The sequence below is a fragment of the Sorangiineae bacterium MSr11367 genome (assembly GCA_037157805.1).
Taxonomy (GTDB): domain Bacteria; phylum Myxococcota_A; class Polyangia; order Polyangiales; family Polyangiaceae; genus Pendulispora; species Pendulispora rubella.
Genome location: CP089983.1, coordinates 12,791,308 through 12,812,245, shown reverse-complemented (window position 1 = coordinate 12,812,245; position 20,938 = coordinate 12,791,308). Strand labels below are relative to the sequence as shown.

The window sequence follows — 20,938 nt, the reverse complement described above, 5'->3', positions numbered from 1 at the left end:
GAGTCATTGGCGGGCTCATCGCGTGGCGAATCGACGTGTTTCCTAGTGGGAGAATAGGGATCACATGATCGACCATTTCCCACTTGTGCGCGCCAAAATACTTAACATCCTCTTTCCTCTGCTTCGTTTTCCATTATGTATGCGCGTCGAAAACGGCACTCGTTTCGACTGCCCATTCATTCCGTATGACTGCTCCAAAATCGCACTCGAATTCGCTGGACATCAGCCCACAACCTAACACGCCCCCCGCCCCGCAGGCGGGTACGACTGCACGCGACATCGCAGCCGTCGTGCATGCGCATCGCAACAAATTCCGAGCCATGTGCTCCGAGAATCCATGCGGTGTGTGCATGCGAGACCTCACCGCCATCGTCGGCAAATTCGTCGCGCGGGGCGAGCCCGTCCGGATGGTGCTCCCCGGATACCCGTACAAGTCCTTGTCGGAAAGGAAATGCACGGGAGTCGACCCCGACGATGCCGAGGTGTATTCCCTCCTTTATCTCGATAGCATTCTGAAAGAGATTCGCGCCATCTATGCACCGGGCGCAAAGCTGATCATCTTCAGCGACGGGCGTCCGTACTCGGCCATCGTCGGGGTGCCCGACGAGAACGTCACCCGCTACGTTGCCGGCATTCGACGCATCCTTCGAAGCATCCGAGCCGAGAAACGCATCGAAGCCGTCACCCTCGAAGATCTGAAGAAAAACGAGTACGGCAACGATTTCGACGCCATGCGCCGATGGCTCATGGACACCTATGGGGTGCCGCTGGAGCACATCGATGAGGCCATCAAGTCGGAGCCGGACTTGGAATATCTCTATACGAGCATGAAGCGGTTTCGCTTCGAAGACATGGAGGGCCGCCCTCACACCGTGGTGATCGACCCCAACGATCGCAGCAGGCAGCCGGTTTCGTACAGCTCGTTGGGAATCAAAGCCAAACGACGCGTGGTCGGGGATATGGCCAAGCGGGGCATGCAGCTCGCCATGGCGTGGGACGCGTTTCTCCAAAATGTCGACGGTGAGGCCTTGCGACTCTCCAGCAACCGCAAACGTTGCGGGAGCAAGAAGTTCAGCATCGCGACGATGCCGGGAAGCAACCGCCACACACCCTGGCACGGTGCCGCCGTGACCATTCCCATGGGTCGCGAGGAGGGGACGAGCGGAGCGAGTATTCGCGTGATTCAGCGTCGGGTGGCCGAGGAATACCAATGCCGCGAAGTCGTCGATCCAGCATCGCGACGCCCGGTGGGATACATGTACCCGGCCGTCGATGAGGATCACATTGCCAAGTTCTACGTGAATGCGCTGGGCGAGGTGCCGCCCCACGCCGTGACCCGCGAGTGGCCTCTCGCGCGGAAAATTGCCGAGATCTACGAGCCGCTGAAGATCCCGGTCCCCTCGGAGGCCATGCCCAACGCGGAAAGCGTAAGGTCGTCGTTTCGCCCGACCGAGGCCGCCCGATGACATCGCCCTTTTCCGAGCTACGTGATATTCCACGTTATCCGGTTTGGCTCGCCGCCGACCTCGATGGGACCTACCTGGTCCACTCGGACCATCCAGCCCACGATCGCGCCGAGGCTCACATTGCCGTGGCGATCGCCGCGCAGGCTCGACTCAACGAGGTGGTGCGCCGGCTCAACGAGCAAGGCATCCTGGGCCTCATCGTCACCACGGGCCGCGCATACCCGATGGTCGAGCGCATTCGGGACCGCCTCCCCCCGGTGGATCTGCTCGTCACGGGCGATGGCCGCCACGTGTGCGCCGGCAAAGGTCCGGATGCCGGAAAGCCGATGGCGTCGTGGGAAGTCCTCCACCGCGGATTCGACGCCGGCACGGCCCGCGACGTATTCGCGTCCGTGGGCGAGGAACTCGGAATTCCCTTTCTCGATTACGCGCGCGCATTTCCGGAGCGCCTCGGCGATCCGAGCCTGCGCCCCGCGGACGGGCAAATCAGCCGCTACGTCCCCGTTGCGCGCGTCGTCGCCGTCACGACCGTCGCAGACGCCAAGAATCGGATCCACAACGCGCTGCTCGCGCGCTTGCGGCAACGCGGAAGTGCAGACATCGTCCTTTCCAGCCTGGACGAGTCGCGTACCCGGCTCATTTTCCGGATCAAGCCCCCGTTGGCGACCAAGGAAGGCTCGCTGGCCGTCCTCGTGCGCGAGCTCGGTGTCCACGGCGATCGGTTGATCGTGGCCGGCGACAATTACAACGACGAGGCCATGCTGAAGGAGGCGTCGCGCGCCATTCTCGCGGGAGACGATCCCGCCCTGGACGGCCTGCGCGACGAGCTGAAAGGCCATTTCGAGGATCGCCACGGTGCGCGTTGGGCCGATCATTTGTATCGGCTCGTCGATCGCCCGAGTCCGAGCATTTTGGAGGGGATTCTCTCTCACCTGCAACGCATGGACCTCCCATTCGAGGTGGAGAGCACCCTCGAAGGAGCGACACCCGCGCAGGGACCGCTGGCGTGTGGACTGCAGGTGAGTTCGGGCCAGGTTCGCCGGATGCGGGCGCGGCTCACGGACGCTCTGCACGAGCGCCGTGTCCTTTGGGCGAACAAGCCCCTTCCCACCTTCGTGTTGCCCTATTTCATTCCCGCCCACGTCTTGCAAGGATGGGCGGCGCGCGCGGAAGCCGTGGTCGCCGCGGTGGAGCGTTTGGCGCGCGAAGCGCTCGCGAACCGCGATATCTATGCGCGATTGAGGCTCGATCCGCGCGCCGAGGAGCTGGTGCGAACGCCGCCGGGCTACCCGCGCATCGTGCCGATAGCTCGTCCCGATGCATTGACCGGTGCAACGGACCCGGTATTCATCGAGCTCAATTGCGACTGCCCTGGGCTGGTGGCCTACTCGGATACGCTCACCGAATGCCTGCTCGAGGCCCCCGAGCTCGATGCGTTCCGCCATCGGGCGATTCCCGAGAACCGCACGGAACGGCTGCTTGCCACGTTGCTCGATTGTTACCGGCAATTCGGCGGCACCGCAGCCCCTCCCACCATCGCCATCGCGGGTTGGGACGAATGCGTGGCGCACGCCGAGAACCACGCCATCGCGCGCGGCTTTCGCGCAGCCGGGTATCCCACGGTGGTATGCGATTTACGCCGGATGCGCCGCTCCGGTTCGCACCTCGAAGTGGACGGTCAGCCGGTGCACCTCGTGTACCGGCGCGCACCGTTCCGCGAGCTCCTCGCCCGAAGCGCGGACATCGAGCCATTTCTTCGGGCGTACCGCGACGGCGTCGTCTGCGTGGTCAACCCGCTCTGCGCCTACGTCGCGAGCTCGAAAGCCGCTTTGGCGATCCTTTGCGACGAGGCTTCCGGCCGCGCGGAATCTCTCCTGGCCAAAACAATGTTCGTCGATCCGGCGCGGGACGGCGAGTGGCACCAGCGCGGTTCCTGGGTGCTGAAAAGGGCGGAGAGCGCGGCGGCCGAGCACGTGCTCCTACCCAGCGTGGCGAGCGACGAGCAATGGAGTCAGGCGCTCGCAAAAGCCAAGAATGAAGTCTGGGTAGCGCAGAAAATATGCCCCATTCCCTTTTTGGAAATCCCATCCTGCGAAGAAGGCGCCGCACCAGAGCTGCCGGCCGCGCTCGAGCGATGGTTTTTCAATTGGAATCCCTTCGTATTCGGCGGGCGCTACGCAGGCAGTTTCGTGTGCGCGAGCAACGGCCCCCTCATCAATCAAGTCAAAGGCGGTACCGTGATCCCCGTCGTTCCGTATCACGCGCTCCAGGCCCGAGCATGACACCGACATCGCTCTTCATCGCCGGGCTGGCCTCGTACATTCCGGCGCGGGTGATGACGTCGTATGCGGCCGAACGCGGCTGGTGCGACGCCGACGCGGTGACCCACGATGGATGGTGGAGCGCCGCCGTCGCGGGAGATATGGCGCCGGTCGAAATGGCGCTGCATGCATCGCAGTCGGCCATGCGGCGCTCCGGTTGCTCTCCAGCGGACATCGATATTCTGTTCTATGCGAGCGTACTGCCGCAGGGACCGCACATGTGGTGTCCGCAACATTACGTCGAGCGGCGCGTCGTGGGTCGAGACATTCCCGCCATCGAACTTCGCCAAGGATGCAACGGCCTGCTCAACGCGTTCGACTTGGCGGCTTCCTATCTCGCGGCGCCCGGCCGTCGTGCGGCACTCGTCACGGGCGCGGACAACTTCGGCTGCGATCCGGCGTTTGGCGTCGATCCGTCGTTTCGCTGGCGTTACGCGGAAAATATCCATGGGCGGAAGGCCGGTTCCATCCTCGGCGATTCGGGGGGCGCCGCCGTGCTCTCCAACCAGGGCGGCTTTGCGCGCGTACTTGGCATTTCTTCCCGTTCGGTCACCGATATGGAAGAACTCTTTCGCAGCGATGAACCACTCTTTCCACCCAGCTACCGCCGCGAGCGGCCAACGCGCTTGGGTGCGCGGTTCAACGAGCACGAACGCCGCCATCCAGGTCGCGTGTCGGAGGCCTTGACGTGCCTCAAACGGGCGCGGACGGATCTGGCCCTCGATGTCCTTGCGGAGGCGAAGGTGGAGCCGCACCAAATAACGCGTGTCGCGCACGTCTTCGCAGCCACCGAACGCTACGCCGAGCAGCTTCTCGGTCCTCTCGGCATCGACCCCGCGCGCGGCGTGGTGGACTTCGGACGCGGCCTCGGTCACCTGGGAGTCAACGACCAACTCACGGCGCTCGAGCACCTGATGACGAGCGGGCAACTCGGACGAGGCGACCACGTGCTCATGATGTCCAACGGAATCGGCTCCTCGTTGACGTGCGCGGTGCTCGAGATCCTCGAGCGTCCGAGCTGGGAAGCGTGATTTTCTGGCTCGCCTTCGGCGCGTCACGCTCAGAGCAATCCCGAGACCTCCGACCGCCATGGATCGGGCGTTTCCCGTGAATCGCGAAAGGCGTGCAACGAGGCTTGGCCCTGGCGGGATGCCAGACGATGAGCCCACGACACAGGAAGGCTCCCGCTGCAGAGCAACCCGGTATTGCCGAAGCCTTCCACCAAGACGATGTTCCAGGGCTTGGGTTTTCCGGTTGCCGCAGCCGCGAAAAACACCGGCTTTTGGTCGCCGAATGCCACGTCGTACATCCCGAAGTTGCTCCAATTGGTGACGAGGAGCGTGCTCTCGAGATGGCCGCGGGCGCGGAACGTGCATTGCGCAAGACGCGCATCCGAAAGGTCTCCGAGGAAGCGCGACGAAGTTCGATAATCCATGTGCCGTTCCGCAAAACGCGCGAGTCCATTCCGAATTCGCGCAGCCAATTGCGGCGGCTCCTCCCCGGCCGGCGAGGCCAGGTGCATCCACGTGAGCACGTTTCCGACGAGCGCCGGATCCAGACCGAAACGGGAGCGCAGATTCACGGTGATGGACAAGCGCCGTTCGCGCGGCTCCTCGTCCCAATGACGGACCACGCTCGTTAGGTGCGCGCAGAGCGCGTCATTGGCCGAGATTCGCTCCCCGGTGGCCGCACCGAACGCCTCTCGCATACGCTGAATTTCCGAATTGGAAAAGTGAATATGCACCATCGTGTCGCCGCGCGATGGCTGCGCCGCTTGGTGCGTGAGGGCCGAGATCTCATCGGCCTCCAACATGCGAAACGATGGCCGAACGGCGCCCTCCTCGGGCAGATGCTCGAACAGATACCCCGTGCGATTTTCGACGATGAGCGGCTCCGGCATGGGCAGGCCCGCCACCGCGGCCGACCAGCAGCGCATCAGCGTCATGAACGTGTGCATGTCCCCGACGGCGTGGTGCCAGGAGCAACCGAGCGCCGCACCGCCATCGGTGAATCGACAGAGTCGCACGGTCAAGAGCGGTTCGCGCCCGGCGCACGCGCCCTCGGCGTCGAGCGGTTCGAACAGCCACGGCGCCTCCGTTTTCATCGCGGCCTCCACGGCGGCCGCCCGCGTGAGACGGACGTCGGCCGTGGAAAAGACCACCCCCGCATCGTCGCATACGATGGCGAGCCCGCCCGGGATCGCGCGAAGACGCCCCGCGAAGATGGGCAACCGCGCGAGGGCACGCGAGAGCCCATCGATCAGGGCCGAGGCATCGAGCGGGCGGGAGTAGAAGAAGGCCACCGGAACGGTGAGGCGCCGGAAAAATCGGTCGTGGGGTGTACAGCGTACGAGCGTCGTGCGCGAACTACGCGCGCGGACGAGACGCCACTCGGGCGAAATAAGGTCGTTCATGATTGCGGGGCTCGCGGCCGCGACGGGCTATCCATCATGGGATATGCGAACCGACGGACGGAAAACGATCTTCGCGATTCTTGCACGAGTCTGACCTGCCTGCGGAAATACAACCTTCGTGAACGATACCCAACGAGCGCCACTCGCCCTCCCCAGGCACCGATTCACGGAATGCCCTATAGCGCGAGAAGGGTCTTCGTGCGGGGCGAATGCGCGAAAGGCCGCCCGGTGCGTTGACCCTGAAAATTACTGGCGCTCGTAACCGCAGGCGATCGAGAACTTCACACGGCGCACAACGACCTACACCGCTTCCGCCAAAGCAAATTCTCTATTCTTCCGAAGTTGCCCCGATCACGGGGCCGAGAAAGCTACCGGCTTCGCCATCATCTGAAGCCACTGCGTGAGGTCCGTCGACCGGCCGACGTTGTTTGGTGCGAACGCCGTCGGCACCTTTGCATTCTCAGCCTTGGTTCGCAGTAGGACGAATTGTCGCTCCGCGCGGCACCTTCCCAGCGTCTTCACCACCGACGATGGAATCTTTGCAATGAGCAGCAGTTCTTGCAATTGCCTACCGTCGAGTGAGGAAAGGTCCTGAAGCCCATCGACGGTATCGAGATATAGGAATTTCAACTGCGGTACGCGCTCGAAGGATGGCAGCTTTCGAAGGCGCGCTTGCTGCTCGATTTTCAGCCACTCGAGTGCCTCGAGATCGCCAATCGCGGCAAAGTCTTCCAGTCGCGATACTTTCATGAGCTCGAGCCGGCGAAGATTTCTTTTTCCCCGAAGAGCGTCGAGCGTCTTGCCACCACCGAAGCCAATGTAGACGGACTCGAGAGAGCCTAGCGCAGACAAGAAATCGCACTTCTCCAGATTGTATCCAGTCAATGCCAAATAGCGCAAGTCTTCGAGCGCACCGATGGCGGCGACGTCATTCATGGATCGTACGATACTGAGAGCTCGCACTCGGCGACAACGAGCAACCGGCGAGAACGAGGCCCTCGGCATCTCGCCCAGTGCGAGCGACTCCAGTTCGCCTTCGACGAAACGCAAGTCGTCAAGCGACGTCAGTGAGGGAAGGTGAACACGTAACGCACGTATTCCCCGATAATACGAGAGAAAAGACAAGTCATGCGCACGTGCCCCATCCCACGTAGGCCCGAATGCTCCGCCAAATTGCGAAAGCTCCAAGCCATCGAGACCGTCGTCACGGATGCGAGCCATCGCGGCGCGATGCTGGGCAGGCGTAAGGTTTTCCGGAATCTTGAGATAGCGGGTGGAGTTCATTCCAAACATCGTGGACTCTCGGCCAAGGGGAGGTGCGCCAGCCTAAGTTCTCACGATCAGGAAATGAACGCTAGAAGCACGAGTGAAGCCACGGGCTCGGCGCCAGTACAGCACGCCAGTGCGCCAAGCCCGGTAGCACTCACGTGGCCTGTCCGATGCGACAGGCCAGTCTCACGGCACGAATCGTGGGGCTACTTTTTACAAAAGAATCCGGCGAGGCCGACTTCCGTGCATCGGCCTTGGCTGCACGAAGTAAGGAGCGAAGGATCTTGCTCGCATTCGCCAATGGACTTGGTGCAGCACCTCTCCGCCATGCATTGACCTGACCCGCTGGTGCCCGTGTAGACGCATGACAGTCCAGAGCTACAGGGGTAGTCGGTTCCAGCACAAGTCCCGTCCGCTGCCCCGGAAACATCGGGACAGACACACGCCTCGCCGAACTGCTTTTTGCCGCCACCACTTCCAGGCGGCGGTGCGCCCTTCGGACACGCCGCGCTAAGATCTCGAATCCTTGCAAGCTCGGAGCACGTCTTCGCTTCCAGACAATCGAGCTGACTCTCCGTTGCCGAGCTACACAGTCCGGGGCAAATCTGTTCCACCTGCGCGGGCGAGGCTCCGCAGCCCGTTGCCTTCGATGCGCATCTCGGCTCGCACTCCTGTTTGCCCACCACCGGATCTTCGCCGGGACCGCTTCCAGGCGGCGGCGCACCTTTCGGACACGCTGCGCCAACATCTCTGATGTTTGCAAGCTCGGAGCACGTTTTGGCTTCCAGGCAATCGAGCTGGCGCTCCGTTGCCGAGCCACACAAGCTGGGGCAAATCTGTTCCACCTGCGCGGGCGAAGCTCCGCAGCTCGTTGCCTTCGACGTGCACCTTGGCTCGCACTCGGCTCTCGCCACGGTGGGATCCGCGGTCCCTCCCGGGCCGCCGGGACCGTTGTTGATGGTGGTAGAGCATCCGCCGATCGAGAAGAACACGACCGCCGACGGAACGGCGAGAAGCGCCATAAATTTCTGGGCATTCAATATACGCATCATCAACCTCATTCGAAACGCTTGAGCGAGCGGGTAAATGGTCCAAATATCAAGTGGACGCCAATTGCGATATCCGTCCGACATCGCCGCCCAACTTCAAGTCCGCGGTGTGTATCACAGGAATGTGCCTCGTCAAGGCAGTGACGGACATCGCCTAAACACACTCTTTGCGAGAATCAATACGTCGTTCAATGGACATGGCGGCCACAATGCCCCATTCAGGTCACCCACCGAAGGTGGTTCGAGCAAATCGTTCGCACGTTGAGCAACTATTGCTCACTCGGCGGATGAACCGGCGGTGACGTTGGCTGAAATCGCGGCACGTGTTCGTTGCCTTTCGTGCTCCATTACCGCATTTGAGCCGGTCGGCTGGCGCGTGCCACAACGAAGAGGCTCACTCGTGGATTGTACTCGATTTCGGTGTGGACGTGCCTGGAGATCATTTGATGCCAATGACGAATTGAAACTGGCGCAATCTTCTGAATCATCGACAAACACGTCCGCTGGAACCCGAGCACATAGCTATCGGTGCCGGAACGAATGGCGGCGAACCCAGTTCGTCGCTCGACGAGAACGATATATCTCGAAGGCTAGATCCGTTGGCTCCTCGTTCGGTGCTTTTGACTGCAGATGTCCTACGTCCGCCCTCGTGGCGGGAGCGTTTATCGCGCAAAGGTGCGTTGGATCGAATTCATGGTGCGCGCGATGGGCTTCCGCGCACTCTCCAGGGAATTCGGCCCGCTGCGCGGCACACGGGGTAGAGGTCGTCTGGCGATCTGCAAGGGGTTCATTATTTTTTGGACATCATTGTCTATAATGCTACGGTGTCGAATATGGCTCGACCGAAAGAGTTCGACCGTAGCGTGGCACTCGAAGCGGCAAAGGAGCTCTTCTGGCGGAAAGGCTACAACGCCACGACGACGGAGGACCTCCGTCACGCCATGGGGATCGGGCGTCAGAGCTTTTACGACTCGTTTGCGGGAAAGCGAGAGACGTTCCTCGAGGTGCTGCGGCGCTACAACGACGATGGTGTGGCCCAGTGCGTCGCCAGAGCGAAGAGTGCGCGTTCGCCCCTCGCCGGACTCGAACGCATCCTGTTCGGTTTGGTCGAGGAGCAGCCGCAACGCCACGCATTGGGCTGCCTTGGCGTTTCGACGATCTGCGAGCTGGGAACGGACGATCCCGACGTCGCCGCCATTGGAGCGGAGAGCGGCAAACGCCTCGAGGCGCTGCTCGTGGACCTGGTGCGGCAGGCAAAGGCCGGGGGAGAAATACGCGCATCGGTCGACGAGCGCGCGGGCGCCCTCCAGGTCAACGCCACCATGCTCGGGATGAAGGTGCTTGCGAAGAGCGGTGCCCCCGCCGCTACGCTGCGCGAGGTGGCCATCGCCACGCTCGACGGCCTGGCCGCACACCCCATCGAGCGCGGCCGCCGCGGGCGAACGAACTGACCTGAGGGCAGGCTCCGGCGCCCTCAAAATGCTTTGCGGTAAATTTTGGACAAAAATATCAATAATGGAGAGGCCATGAGGAAGAAACTGGAAGGCAAGATTGCGCTGGTCACCGGGGGTACGACGGGCATCGGGTTGGCCACCGCGAAGCTCTTTCGTGACGAGGGTGCCCGCGTGATCGTCACCGGGCGCACCACGAAGACACTCGAGGAGGCACGCATTCATCTTGGCAGTACGGTCGACGTGCTGTCGTCGGACGCTGGCGACCCCGCGGCCATCGAGGCACTCTTCGTGGATATCGCGCGGCGCTACGAGCGACTCGACGTGCTCTTCTTGAACGCGGGGATCGTCCGCATCGGCACGATCGCAGAGTCACCCCTCTCCACCTTCGAGGACGTCATGCGTGTGAACGTCGTTGGCCCCTGGCTCTCGCTGAAGCACGCAACGCCGCTTTTCCGCTCGGGTGGTGCGGTGGTACTCAACGCGTCGATCAATGCGCGGCTCGGTATGGTGGGTAGCAGTGCCTATGCCGGGTCGAAGGCTGCGCTGCGTTCACTTGGACGTGTCGCGGCGGCGGAACTTGCGGCGCTCGGCGTTCGTGTGAACGTTCTCAGCCCAGGCCCGACGGATTCGGGCATTACCGAGAAGGTCCTCGATCCCGCCACCGCCGCCGCAACCCTCGCGCATTTGGCCGAGCGCATCGTGTTGAAGCGCCTCGGAAACGTGGACGAGATCGCACGGGCCGCCCTCTTTCTGGCGTCGGATGACTCGTCCTTCATGACGGGCGAGGAAATGGTGGTCGACGGAGGCATGACCCGCGTCTAGTGTCCAAGTTTTCAGGGAACCCGAACGTCGTCTACCCGTGCTTCTTCACCCAGTACTCCCAGGGCCGATCCAGCACCGCGTGATGAAGCTCGTCCGCGAGCTTTGCCTCTCCCGTGTTCAGGAACGTCGGCTGTCCGAGCTGCATCGCGACGGTCTGGAGTTGGGCATTCAGCGTCGCATACACGGAGCGGAACACCGCCTCCTTCAAGGACGTCCCGACGACGGTCGCGCCGTGGCCCCGCATGAGGACCATCGCCCGGCGGCCGAGCGACGCCGCCAGCGACTGACCGAGCTCATAGCTGGTGACGAGCATGTTCGTCGTGCCGTGCTCTTTCCGGATATCGAACACCGATGCCCCGTCCTCGAGAAATCCGCACATGTGATAGAGTGGACGAAGCGCGACGTTGCACACGCCGAAAGGGATCAAGGGGGGCGCGTGCGTGTGAACGACGGCCAAGACGTCGGGACGCTGCCGATAGATTTCTCCGTGGATGAATCGCTCGATGGATGGACGAACGTCCCCGGGGCCGATGGGGTTGCTGTCGGCATCGAGCTCGAGAACGCGCGCCTCCGCAGCCGGCCCGTCGACGTTGCGAAGCAACATGAAGTAGCGATCCGGCTGCTCCGGATGACGCGTTGAAACGTGCCCAAAGCCGTCGAGGATCCCCTCGCCAACCAGGATCTGGGTCGCCGCACGAAGCTCCTCGACCGTCCGCTTTACATCGATGCTCATCTCGTGACCTCCATCGGGTGGAAAGATGCGGTCATCGAGCCCTTCGGGAAGGCGCGCCGGACGCAGGTCATTCGTGCATGAGACGCCATGCCAACGCCGTGTACCATGGTGCACGCGAACGATGGCGGAACCGGATTTGAACCTGCTCATCGCGCTCGATGCCCTGCTCACGGATGGCACCGTAGTGGGCGCGGCGCGCAGGCTGGGACTTAGCGCTTCGGCCATGAGCCGCACGCTTTCGCGCCTTCGCGCCGCGACGGGGGATCCTCTTCTGGTCCGCGCGGGCCGTGGATTGGCTCCGACCCCCCGCGCCATGGAACTGCGCGAGCGCGTTCAGCACCTCTCCCAGGAGGCGCGCGCCGTGCTGCGGCCTGCACCGGGTGCGTTGGACGTCGGAAGGGTCGAGCAGACCATCACACTCCGCGCCAACGATGGCTTCGTGGAAGCATTCGCGGCGCGGCTCGTGTCCGCTGTGGCGGCCGCAGCACCGGGTGTGCGCCTGCGTTTCGCCCCGAAGGCAGACAAAGACGTACGCCCCCTGCGGGAGGGACAGATCGATCTCGAGATCGGTGTCCTCGGCGAGACGGGGCCGGAGGTGCGCAGGCAGGCTTTGTTCCGGGACCGCTTCATCGGCGTCGTCCGAGAAGGGCATTCGCTTCTTCTTGCCGAAGGAAAGATGACGCCGGAACGATACGCAGCCTGCAGCCATGTGGTGGTGTCACGCCGGGGGCGCCCAACCGGCCCCGTGGATGATGCGCTGGCCGCGCTGGGGCTCTCACGCACCGTGGTCGCGGTCGTACCGAGCTTCCGCGCCGCACTGTCCATCGCACGCGCTTCCGACCTCGTCGCGCTCATGACCACCGCCTTCATGGGGTCCGTGTGGGAGCACGAGCCCTCCGCGGGCGTCCAAAGCTTCGCGCTTCCCGTTCCTACACCCCCGATCGTCGTATCGCAGATGTGGCACCCGCGCCTCGACGTCGATCCCGTGCACCGCTGGTTGCGCGGCGTGGTCGTTCGCGTCTGCCAAGAGCGGTCATTCGCCCATCGATAAGACGACCGCGAGCTCCTCGTCCGACGCAAACGCGAGGCACCCGCCGGTGTAGCGCTCGTCGCGCGTCACCTCGCGGGCGGTGAACGATGGGCCGGGGAACAGCTCCTCGCCTGGATCCGTTTCGATCTCGAGAAGCACCAAGCCGGAAAGTCGACCCGCGAACACGTCGAGGCCAAACGTTCGCCCGCCACACGCGAGATGGTAGCGGGTCTTGAACAGGTCGGCGCCGGGCAGGCGGCTCATGAGCGCGTGCTCTTCGACGGTGAGGTACATCGTCGTATGCATGACCAGCCGGCCATCGTCGGCGTCGGGCCGGACCTTCTGCCCCAGCTTGTAGACCGGCGGGCCACCCTCGATCGGCACGACGCGACGGAGACGAAGCCTCGTGCCCACCAGGTATCGGTCGTCGATGTGAGAGCCGCGCACGGCAGGCTCCAGGTCGGGCAATCGTCTCACGAGCCAGCGGCGTTCGTATTCGGGGTGCGCGTACTTCGATCGCAAAGGACGGCTCTCGCTCACGGTTCCATCTTCAACAAGTCGGTGTCGCTGGGCCGGGCTCCCGCCGCGGTCAGCATCGCATGCACTTGTCCGCGATGGTGCGTCTGATGGTTGAACATGTGCACCACCAAGAACGCGTGGGGGCGCGGCGGCTTGGTCTTGCTTGCACCCGACCTAGCTGGCGCCTGCGCGAGCCACGCCGGATCGAGTGCCTCCGCCCAGGCCGCGATGTCCGCATCGAGCCCGATGCGCGCCGCACGCAGCTCGTTCCAGTCCTGGTATCGATCGTGGGATCGGTGGATCGGCGTCGCCGGGTGCGGGCGCCCGGAGAATCGCCCCAGCCAGACCTCGTCCGCCCAAAGTATGTGATTGAGCGTGCCCTGAATCGATCCGAAGAACGCGCCGCGGTCCAGCGTGCGTTCGGCCTCGGACAAGGCGTCGGCCGCGCCGTACAGGTTATCGTTCTGCCACCGGTTGTAGGCGGCCATGGTCACAACGTACGTCGTATCGATCACGCGTGAAATGGTAGCGCACGCGCAGCCGTCAGGCACCGACGGGTGCAACAGGGTGCAACACCCGCAACAGGTCCACGCCACGCCCCCGCCGCGGTGAATCGCGGGATTTCGTGCGGCGAGGCCTCGAAAAGCCGCGTCGGATGGCTTGGTCCTGCCTTTGCTAAGGCATCCATCCGCACGAGGGGCGCAGGCTAACGCGAACCGGTGCGCTCAAACCTTCAGGAGAAAAACATCGATGCGATCGATCCGGGTGAATTTGGTCTTCGTTTTGGCATTGGTTGGTTGTGCGGGGGTGGCGGACGAGGAGACACGCGGGGCGGCGCCGGGTGATGGGGTCGATCAGGTCGTCATGCCGCTCGGCGGGGGCAGCGTGGTGGAGCCGCGTGCGGTGGAGGCGGTGGATCCGGAGCCGGCGGTGAGGGCTCCCGATCATGAATGGGGCGCGGACTCCTCGGAAGAGGGCGCGCATCACGATTCTCTGCGGCTCGAAAGCGGTGCCAAGGAGCGCGCGGCCACGAACCGGGCGCGGTTGGCGCCCAGCTGCAACAAGTCCGACCTGAAATTCTCGGTCTGGCCGGTCTCCGGCGCACACGGCAAGCAGTGGATGATCAACAACTACACCGATCTCGATCCCGATGCGTCGCAAACGAGCGATTACAAGGGGAAAACCGGAAGCTTGGCGCGCACATACGATGGCCATCGCGGCGCCGATATCGACATATCCTCCTTTCGCGAGATGGATAACAACACCGCCATCGCCCGCGCCGCCGCCGATGGCGTGGTCGAGTTCATCCGCGAGGATCAGTTCGATCGAAACACGAGCTGCACCGGAACCTGGAACGTGGTGGTGCTTCGGCATGCGAACGGTTACGCAAGTTATTACGGTCACGTGAAGAAGAATTCGGTCGTCGTCAACGTGGGCGACAGTGTCGTCGCCGGGCAGAAGCTCGCGGTGGTCGGCAGTTCCGGCTGTTCCACCCAAGCGCATTTGCACTTCGAGGTGCACGACTGCAGCGACGCTTGGCTCGAGTCGTTCGACGACATGTGGACCGCACCGCCCGCGTACGAGGGGCCGTCCGACATCATGGATGTGATGCTCAAGGAAGGGGCCTTCAGCAGCGCTCAGCAGATCAAGGACCCGGCGCCCAACGACACGCTCTACGCCCCGGGAGCCACGATGGGGGTCGGCTTGTCCGCGGCGATTCGCGGCGGTGACAAAGTGCAAATCAGCATGGTCGCGCCGGACTCGAACGTGTCTTCCTGGACGTGGACCGCGGGCGGCGTGGCCCGTTACGCGCACTGGATGCCCAGCTGGACCTGGAAGGTGGGAAGCACGCCGGGCACCTGGACGATGCGCGTCTTCGTCAACAATTCGCTGAAGACGTCGCGCACCTTCAAGGTGTCGAACTTGGTTCCCGGCTTTGCCGAGGTGGCGCGCCACGGCGTGAGTGCGGCAAACTTCCAGACCGTTTTCGATGACGTCACCGCGGCGGGTTATCGGCCGGTGTGGATCGACGGATTCAACGTTGGCAGCAACTCCTACTTCAACATGCTCTTTCGTCCGGCGGGCAACGTCTGGTGGCTCGCCCGTGCGGGCATGACCTCGGCGCAATATCAGACCGAGTTCGATACGCAATCGCAAGATGGCCACCGACTGCTCCACGTCGACAGCTACCTTTCCGCCGGTGCGGTCCGCTACAATGGCATTTGGACCAACGAGAGCGGCCCCGCACAGACTGCCTATCATGGCGCCTCCGAGGCCCTGCACCAGGCGAATTGGAATACCCTGACCAACCAAGGCTGGCGTCCCGTGAACGTCTCCGTGGTCTCGGTGGGCGGCGCCCGCCAGATCACCGCGCTCTGGGATACCGCTCCCTTCGGCGGCTTCGTCGGCCTGCACGGCATCCCCGCCAGCCAGTACCAATCGACCTTCGATGCCCAAGTGGAAGCGGGCCGCCGCCCGCACTACCTCGACGCGTACGTCCACAACGGCCAGGTGTTCTACTCGGCCATTTTCTCCTCGCAGAGCCTTGGCTCGTGGGTGGCACGCCACGATCGCACCAGTGCGCAGTATCAATCCGATTACAACAGCTTCACCGGCCAGGGATTCCTGACCAAATTCGTGACCGGTGTGGACGACGGCGGCACGGGCAACTACGCCGCCGTGTGGACCCAATAGTTCGCTCTTCGACCTCGCGACGCGCGCCCCCGGATCGGACCGGGCGGCGCGCGTGATCGATCTGACGTCGCTAATGGCACGTGTAGGTCGGGCTGCTGTCGAGCACCACCCCGTCGAGCCCAATGAGTTGGGTCGCGAACGTCGAGTCGGTCAAGTGCAGCTTGATCACACCGAAGTCGGAGACCAGCTTGGCGGTCGTCGCGTGCGCGGGTTTGATCTCGTACAGCGTGATGCCGCCGCTGCCGACGATGATCTCCACGGGCCCTTGTGAACTCGCTTGGCCTGCCGCGTCCTGGGGTAAGAATCGCTCATAGTGATGGTCGTGCCCATTGAGGACGAGATCGACTTTGTTGTCGACCAACGTCGACCAGAGTGCCGCGGTCCCCGGGTTGTCGCCATGGTCGCCGGAGCTGAATCGCGGATGGTGGAAGTACGCGGCGATACAAGGCTTTCTCGTTGCGGCAAGATCCGTCTTGAGCCATGCAAGTTGCGGCGGGTCGGCCGCAACATCCGCCAGATCGTTGGGGACGAAGTCGTTGGAGTCGAGCGCGACGAAATGCCAATTCCCCATGTCCCAGCTGTAATACATCTTGCCCTTCGGCGTGGCGATGGATCCGAAGTACGACTTGTAACCGGCAAACGCCGTATCGTCATACGATTCGTGGTTTCCCGGCACCGGGCGCATGATGCTTTTGAACTTGCCCCAGGTCTTGTCGAAGTAATTCTGAAAGTCCGAGAGGTGCGCATCGTCGTATTGATTGTCCCCCATGGTGATGACGGCCGGCGGGGCGATCGCCGCCACCAACGCCGCCGTCTTCGGGTGAATGCAATTGAGATCGGTGACCTTGCATTGATCGGCGATGTCCCCTGCCCCCGCGAGGACGAACGGGTGAGCATCCGCGCCGGTTCGTGTGCTCACCGGAAGGGCGGAGCTGGGTGCCGAAAGGTTGCCCGCAGCATCGCGCGCGCGCACCGTATACGTGTAGCTCGTTGCGGAGGTCAAACCGCTATCGGTGTAAGGGGAAGTCTGTGTGGTGGCAACCACGGCACCGTTGCGCAACACGTCGTATCCGCTCACGTTGATGTTGTCGGTCGACGCATTCCAACTCAGCTCGATGCCGGTGGAGGTCACCCCGCCGAAGTTCAGGGCGGTGGGCGCGCTGGGCGATTCCGTATCGCCCACGGAATCCGGAACGCCGTACACCTGCAGTTCCCAGAGGGAATATCCATACGAGGTGCCGCGCTCCGTGCCGACGACGCGCAAATACCGCGCGCGCTCGGAGAATCCCGTGAGATCGTCGATATTGCCATCCCCGTTGGTGATGGTTCGTACGGTGGTCCACTGCCAGCCATTGTCGGATATCTCGATGCGGTACTTTTTTGCGTATGCGGCTTCCCACGAGAGCTTCACGCGATGAATGGCCGCGCGATCGATGAGATCGACGCGAATCCACTCGGGGTCGGACGCCTCTTTGCTCGCCCAACGCGTCGACGAATTTCCGTCCAACGCCTTGGGCCCGCCGAACTCCGCGCTTTCGGAGCTCGACACGATGACGCGTTTTCCTTGGGAGAGCAGCACATCGGCCGCCCGCGGCTGGGCGCGAACCGAAGGCGGCACCGCAAACGCGACGCTGCCAGCGGCACCGGCGGCGAGAACGGAAATGGAGAGCAACCTGCTTGGCCGAGACCGACGGGGTCCAGAGTTCATGTCAATTCCCCTCCGCGCCGCGACGCGGCGCATTAGTTAGGAAACTTTCTTAACGAATGGATAATGGCTTCTGGACTAACGGTCAAGCCATCTTGGTGGGTTGCTGGCCATTGCAGAAATACCGCCGATGACAACGATGGCAGTCGCGAAATGAGGGGCGGCGGTGTGTACGGACCCGACCTTTCATCGCGCCGGCGGCGCCGCCACTGCACGGTGCGCACCGTTGGCTGCATGTTCCTGGTGGGATGCCGAAACGACGGCCACAACGGACCCGTGTTCTCGCACCGGTGGCAGCCATTTCTCCTTCTGAGCATTTCGTGTTTGTCCTTCGCACGAACGGGGCACGCCGAAGAACCAAAGCCGCAGGCCATCGTCGCCGGAGCGCTCAACGCGTTCGGTGGGGAGTCCCGCGTGCGCGCGGTTCATGGCGTGCACATGAAGTTCCTCGGGCATTGGAACCTCATCGAAGGGTCCGAGCGGCCCGAGCCACCGTGGGACGTGAGCTACGAGGAGGGCGAAACGTGGTTCGATTTCACACTGCCCGCGTGGCGCGAAAAGGCCACGTCGTGGTACTCGGCGCCGGGTAGCCCCGCGGCCCGGTTTCCGTGGGAGGTCACCGTGGCGGGCCAGGTGGCCATGCGCACCGTCGCTGGCAAAGCGCGCCCCGGTAGCGCGGTGCTGGTCGCCGACGCGGAAGAACGCCTCGCCCATTTGCCCGATCGGCTTTTGCTCGCGGCGCTGGATGCCCCCGACCTGCACCGGGAGCCGGGCGAGTCGCTGGGGGGCAATCCGCAGTATGTACTGTCGTTTCGGTGGAATCGGCAACCGGTTCGCATCTGGATCGATGCGCACACGTGGCGCATCACCGAAGCCGAGCTCGTGCACCCGATGCCCACGGACCATTTTTGGCGGGTCCGCGGCGATGTGCGCGACCGGGTGCACTTTCAGCAATGGCAGCTTCAGCCCGGAGGCTATTGGTACCCGGCGCAAACGGATTTGACGCGCGCTGGAATTCCGTGCCATTCGACGACGCTCACGGCCGTCGAGCGCGATGTGACGCCGCCCGGAGGTTTCGCGATCCCGGACGATGTGCGTGCGGCCTTCCGTGCCGAGGCACGCGGACCGGGCGACACGCCGGCACCGGGTGAAAAGCCGGTGCTGGAAATCGCGCCGGGCATTTGGTTCGCCGCGGCGCGCTGGAATTCGCTGCTGGTGGCCCAGGCCGATGGCACCATTCTCGTGGATGCGCCTATTTCGGACGTGTACTTCGGCCGCACGATCGACGAGGCCCGGCGTCGCTTCGGTACAACGCCCTCCGCGCTGGTCCTGACGGACGCCATCGTGCCGCAGCTTTCCGGCGTACGCGAGGCCGTGGCGCGCGGACTGCCGGTGCACCTGCTCGATGCGAATCGCAACTTCGTCGAGTCGCTGCTCGCGCAGCCGCACACGCTCGCACCCGATGCTCTCGCGCGCTCGGGTCGGGCGCCCGTACTTCGTTCGGTCGCCGCGCGCACGAGCCTCGGCCAGGGTGCAGGTCGCATAGAGCTCGTGCCCATGCGCACATCGCTCGGCGAGCGGGTGCTACTGGTCTGGTTTCCCGCGGCGCGTCTATTGTGGACCGCCAGCGCGCTCGGCACTGCACCCACGCCCAGTCGCAAGGCCGAGCTCGAGGCGGTGATTGCGCGCGAACACCTCGACGTGGGGCGCGTCGTCGGCGCGCAGCTCGGGCCGATGCGCTGGCCGTAACGACTTCGGTCGTGATTTCATTCGCCGAAACGTTTATCCCTATTTGGAATACGATTCTTCGCGAGCGAGTTCGCAGGAACGCGTCGCAAAACGGAGGAATGGTTCCAAATGGAAGAAAGACGCCTGGAGGCGCGATCCGCACGGCGGTTGGCCTTGCTGCTCGCTGTTGTGCTTTTGGCAGCCTGTTCCGACTCGACATCCGCACCGGATGCTCATGGCAACGCGGAGGACACGGTCAACACCGAGGCCGGCTCCGTGCACGGTGTGATGTATGAGCCGTATCGCGTTTTTCATGCGATCCCTTATGCCGCACCGCCAACGGGCGAGCGGCGATGGCGACGGCCGGAACCGGTCGAGCCCTGGCAGGGCGTGCGCGAGGCCACCGAACCCGCCCCCAACTGCCCGCAAACCGAGCCCGGCCCCCAGTCCGAGGATTGCCTGTTTCTGACGGTGACTAGCCCCCGCACGGCAAGTCCGCAGCGACTGCGCCCGGTGCTGGTCTGGCTGCATGGCGGCGATTTCAACGCGGGCGGCAGCCGCGGCTACGATGCGCACCGGCTGGCCACCGAGGGTGACATCGTGGTGGTGACCCCGAACTATCGACTCGGGGTCCTAGGTCTCCTCGCACTACCCGGATTGGAGGATTCGGGCTCGTTCGGCATGCTGGATCAGCAAGCCGCCCTGCGATGGGTCCAGCGCAACATTCGAGCCTTCGGCGGCGATCCCGGCAATGTCACGCTGGCCGGCGAATCCGCGGGTTCGCTGAGCACCTGCGGCCATCTCGCATCACCTGGCGCCGCGGGCCTGTTCCACAAAGCCATCATGGAAAGTGGAACGTGCATGTACACGTGGCCGAAGATGGGCAAGACGCATGTGGTCTTTCAATCGCTCCAAGACGCCACAGCGCTCGGGACGCAGGAGGCGGCCGCGTTGGGCTGCGCCGACCCGGCCAACGCGCTGGCCTGTCTGCGGGCGAAACCGTTCGAAGCGCTGCTGCCGCGAACCCCGCAATTCGCCAATCCGGCGCACGGCAATGCCGCGCTGCCCGAGCACCCGGCCGCCGCCCTGCGCGCCAATCGGTTCCATCACGTGCCGGCACTGGTCGGCAGCAACCGCGACGAAGAGGCGCTCTTCACCGCCTTCAACCATCCGCAGCCTCTGTCGGCCGCCGCGTACCGCACGCGCCTCGACGACGACTTCGGTCCCGCAACCGCCGCCAAGGTCATCGAGCAATACGTGCCCGGAGACGACGACAACCGTCTCCTCCACGCCGCCGTCTTCACCGATCGGATCCGGGCCCGCAGCACCTGGGAAACCGAGCAGGTACTCGCCACGCAGGTGCCGGTCTTCGCCTTCGAGTTCGCCGACCGGAGCGCACCGAAGCTGCCGGGGTTTCCCGAAGTTGGCATTCCGCTCGGCGCCTGTCACGCCTCCGATCTACCGTACCGCTTGGACCTCCCTGGCTTCACCCCGCCGTTCACACCGGCGCAGCAGCAGCTGGCCAGCCACCTGATTCGGTACTGGGCACAGTTCGTCCGAACCGGAGACCCGAATGCCCCCGGCCTGCCAACGTGGCCACGCTTCGAAGGCCATATGGCCACACCGTACGTCCAGTCCTTGGCCCCCGACACCATCGGGCCAGTGGACTATGCGGCCGAGCACCGGCTCTCCTTCTGGGGTGAGGCTGCAGCGCAATAGGGAATTGCCAAATCAC

The 20,938-nt window shown here is 63.8% G+C and carries 15 protein-coding genes; 9 read left to right on the top strand and 6 right to left on the bottom strand.

Annotation, left to right across the window (positions count from 1 at the left end):
• Positions 1 to 350 precede the first annotated feature (350 nt).
• From LVJ94_49940 to LVJ94_49930, 3 genes are read left to right on the top strand one after another with little or no spacing between them, the layout of a single operon-like run.
• On the top strand, positions 351 to 1,466 hold the full coding sequence (locus LVJ94_49940; GenBank protein ID WXB05004.1) for an isocyanide synthase family protein: 1,116 nt from the start codon (positions 351 to 353) through the stop codon (positions 1,464 to 1,466).
• Complete coding sequence (locus tag LVJ94_49935) at positions 1,463 to 3,748, top strand: hypothetical protein (GenBank protein WXB05003.1); 2,286 nt, start codon at positions 1,463 to 1,465, stop codon at positions 3,746 to 3,748. Before LVJ94_49940 ends, LVJ94_49935 begins: the two co-directional genes overlap by 4 nt.
• Positions 3,745 to 4,818, top strand: a complete 1,074-nt coding sequence (locus LVJ94_49930) for a ketoacyl-ACP synthase III family protein (GenBank protein WXB05002.1) — start codon at positions 3,745 to 3,747, stop codon at positions 4,816 to 4,818. Before LVJ94_49935 ends, LVJ94_49930 begins: the two co-directional genes overlap by 4 nt.
• A 29-nt stretch (positions 4,819 to 4,847) precedes the next feature.
• Here LVJ94_49930 and LVJ94_49925 read toward each other — a convergent pair whose 3' ends face one another.
• Both LVJ94_49925 and LVJ94_49920 read right to left on the bottom strand, forming a co-directional pair.
• On the bottom strand, positions 4,848 to 6,200 hold the full coding sequence (locus LVJ94_49925; GenBank protein WXB05001.1) for a hypothetical protein: 1,353 nt from the start codon (positions 6,198 to 6,200) through the stop codon (positions 4,848 to 4,850).
• Positions 6,201 to 6,551: 351 nt separating this feature from the next.
• A complete protein-coding gene (locus tag LVJ94_49920) occupies positions 6,552 to 7,136 on the bottom strand; it encodes a hypothetical protein (GenBank protein WXB05000.1) in 585 nt (194 codons plus the stop codon).
• Between the two features lie 2,215 nt (positions 7,137 to 9,351).
• Between LVJ94_49920 and LVJ94_49915 the strand changes: the two genes are divergently transcribed.
• On the top strand, positions 9,352 to 9,969 hold the full coding sequence (locus tag LVJ94_49915; GenBank protein ID WXB04999.1) for a TetR/AcrR family transcriptional regulator: 618 nt from the start codon (positions 9,352 to 9,354) through the stop codon (positions 9,967 to 9,969).
• Between the two features lie 75 nt (positions 9,970 to 10,044).
• Positions 10,045 to 10,794, top strand: a complete 750-nt coding sequence (locus LVJ94_49910; GenBank protein WXB04998.1) for an SDR family oxidoreductase — start codon at positions 10,045 to 10,047, stop codon at positions 10,792 to 10,794.
• A gap of 31 nt (positions 10,795 to 10,825) precedes the next feature.
• Here the strand turns inward: LVJ94_49910 and LVJ94_49905 are convergent, their stop codons facing one another.
• Positions 10,826 to 11,527 carry a class II aldolase/adducin family protein gene (locus LVJ94_49905; protein ID WXB04997.1) on the bottom strand — a complete coding sequence of 234 codons (702 nt, stop codon included), beginning with the start codon at positions 11,525 to 11,527 and terminating at the stop codon, positions 10,826 to 10,828.
• A 121-nt stretch (positions 11,528 to 11,648) separates the two neighbouring features.
• On the opposite strand from LVJ94_49905, the gene LVJ94_49900 reads away from it, so the two are divergent.
• On the top strand, positions 11,649 to 12,578 hold the full coding sequence (locus LVJ94_49900) for a LysR family transcriptional regulator (protein WXB04996.1): 930 nt from the start codon (positions 11,649 to 11,651) through the stop codon (positions 12,576 to 12,578).
• Here LVJ94_49900 and LVJ94_49895 read toward each other — a convergent pair.
• Positions 12,561 to 13,097 carry a hypothetical protein gene (locus LVJ94_49895; protein WXB04995.1) on the bottom strand — a complete coding sequence of 179 codons (537 nt, stop codon included), beginning with the start codon at positions 13,095 to 13,097 and terminating at the stop codon, positions 12,561 to 12,563. The genes LVJ94_49900 and LVJ94_49895 overlap by 18 nt on opposite strands.
• Positions 13,094 to 13,591: a DinB family protein gene (locus LVJ94_49890; protein ID WXB04994.1), complete on the bottom strand. Its 498-nt coding sequence runs from the start codon at positions 13,589 to 13,591 to the stop codon at positions 13,094 to 13,096. The genes LVJ94_49895 and LVJ94_49890 overlap by 4 nt, the downstream gene beginning before the upstream one ends.
• Positions 13,592 to 13,826: 235 nt before the next feature.
• On the opposite strand from LVJ94_49890, the gene LVJ94_49885 reads away from it, so the two are divergent.
• Positions 13,827 to 15,770, top strand: a complete 1,944-nt coding sequence (locus tag LVJ94_49885) for a peptidoglycan DD-metalloendopeptidase family protein (GenBank protein ID WXB04993.1) — start codon at positions 13,827 to 13,829, stop codon at positions 15,768 to 15,770.
• 70 nt (positions 15,771 to 15,840) lie between these two features.
• On the opposite strand, the gene LVJ94_49880 is transcribed toward LVJ94_49885, so the two are convergent.
• Positions 15,841 to 17,478: a discoidin domain-containing protein gene (locus tag LVJ94_49880; protein WXB04992.1), complete on the bottom strand. Its 1,638-nt coding sequence runs from the start codon at positions 17,476 to 17,478 to the stop codon at positions 15,841 to 15,843.
• A gap of 321 nt (positions 17,479 to 17,799) precedes the next feature.
• Here LVJ94_49880 and LVJ94_49875 point away from each other — a divergent pair, with 321 nt between their 5' ends.
• Positions 17,800 to 19,224, top strand: a complete 1,425-nt coding sequence (locus tag LVJ94_49875) for a hypothetical protein (protein ID WXB04991.1) — start codon at positions 17,800 to 17,802, stop codon at positions 19,222 to 19,224.
• 108 nt (positions 19,225 to 19,332) lie between these two features.
• A complete protein-coding gene (locus LVJ94_49870; protein WXB04990.1) occupies positions 19,333 to 20,922 on the top strand; it encodes a carboxylesterase family protein in 1,590 nt (529 codons plus the stop codon).
• The last annotated feature ends 16 nt before the right edge of the window (positions 20,923 to 20,938 follow it).

Coding starts and splice junctions, on each gene's coding strand:
- LVJ94_49915 (WXB04999.1), top strand. CDS start 9,352: ATGGCTCGACCGAAAGAGTTCGACCGTAGCGTGGCACTCGAAGCGGCA.
- LVJ94_49930 (WXB05002.1), top strand. CDS start 3,745: ATGACACCGACATCGCTCTTCATCGCCGGGCTGGCCTCGTACATTCCG.
- LVJ94_49910 (WXB04998.1), top strand. CDS start 10,045: ATGAGGAAGAAACTGGAAGGCAAGATTGCGCTGGTCACCGGGGGTACG.
- LVJ94_49905 (WXB04997.1), bottom strand. CDS start 11,527: ATGAGCATCGATGTAAAGCGGACGGTCGAGGAGCTTCGTGCGGCGACC.
- LVJ94_49870 (WXB04990.1), top strand. CDS start 19,333: ATGGAAGAAAGACGCCTGGAGGCGCGATCCGCACGGCGGTTGGCCTTG.
- LVJ94_49880 (WXB04992.1), bottom strand. CDS start 17,478: ATGAACTCTGGACCCCGTCGGTCTCGGCCAAGCAGGTTGCTCTCCATT.
- LVJ94_49940 (WXB05004.1), top strand. CDS start 351: ATGCGAGACCTCACCGCCATCGTCGGCAAATTCGTCGCGCGGGGCGAG.
- LVJ94_49925 (WXB05001.1), bottom strand. CDS start 6,200: ATGAACGACCTTATTTCGCCCGAGTGGCGTCTCGTCCGCGCGCGTAGT.
- LVJ94_49885 (WXB04993.1), top strand. CDS start 13,827: ATGCGATCGATCCGGGTGAATTTGGTCTTCGTTTTGGCATTGGTTGGT.
- LVJ94_49900 (WXB04996.1), top strand. CDS start 11,649: ATGGCGGAACCGGATTTGAACCTGCTCATCGCGCTCGATGCCCTGCTC.
- LVJ94_49935 (WXB05003.1), top strand. CDS start 1,463: ATGACATCGCCCTTTTCCGAGCTACGTGATATTCCACGTTATCCGGTT.
- LVJ94_49920 (WXB05000.1), bottom strand. CDS start 7,136: ATGAATGACGTCGCCGCCATCGGTGCGCTCGAAGACTTGCGCTATTTG.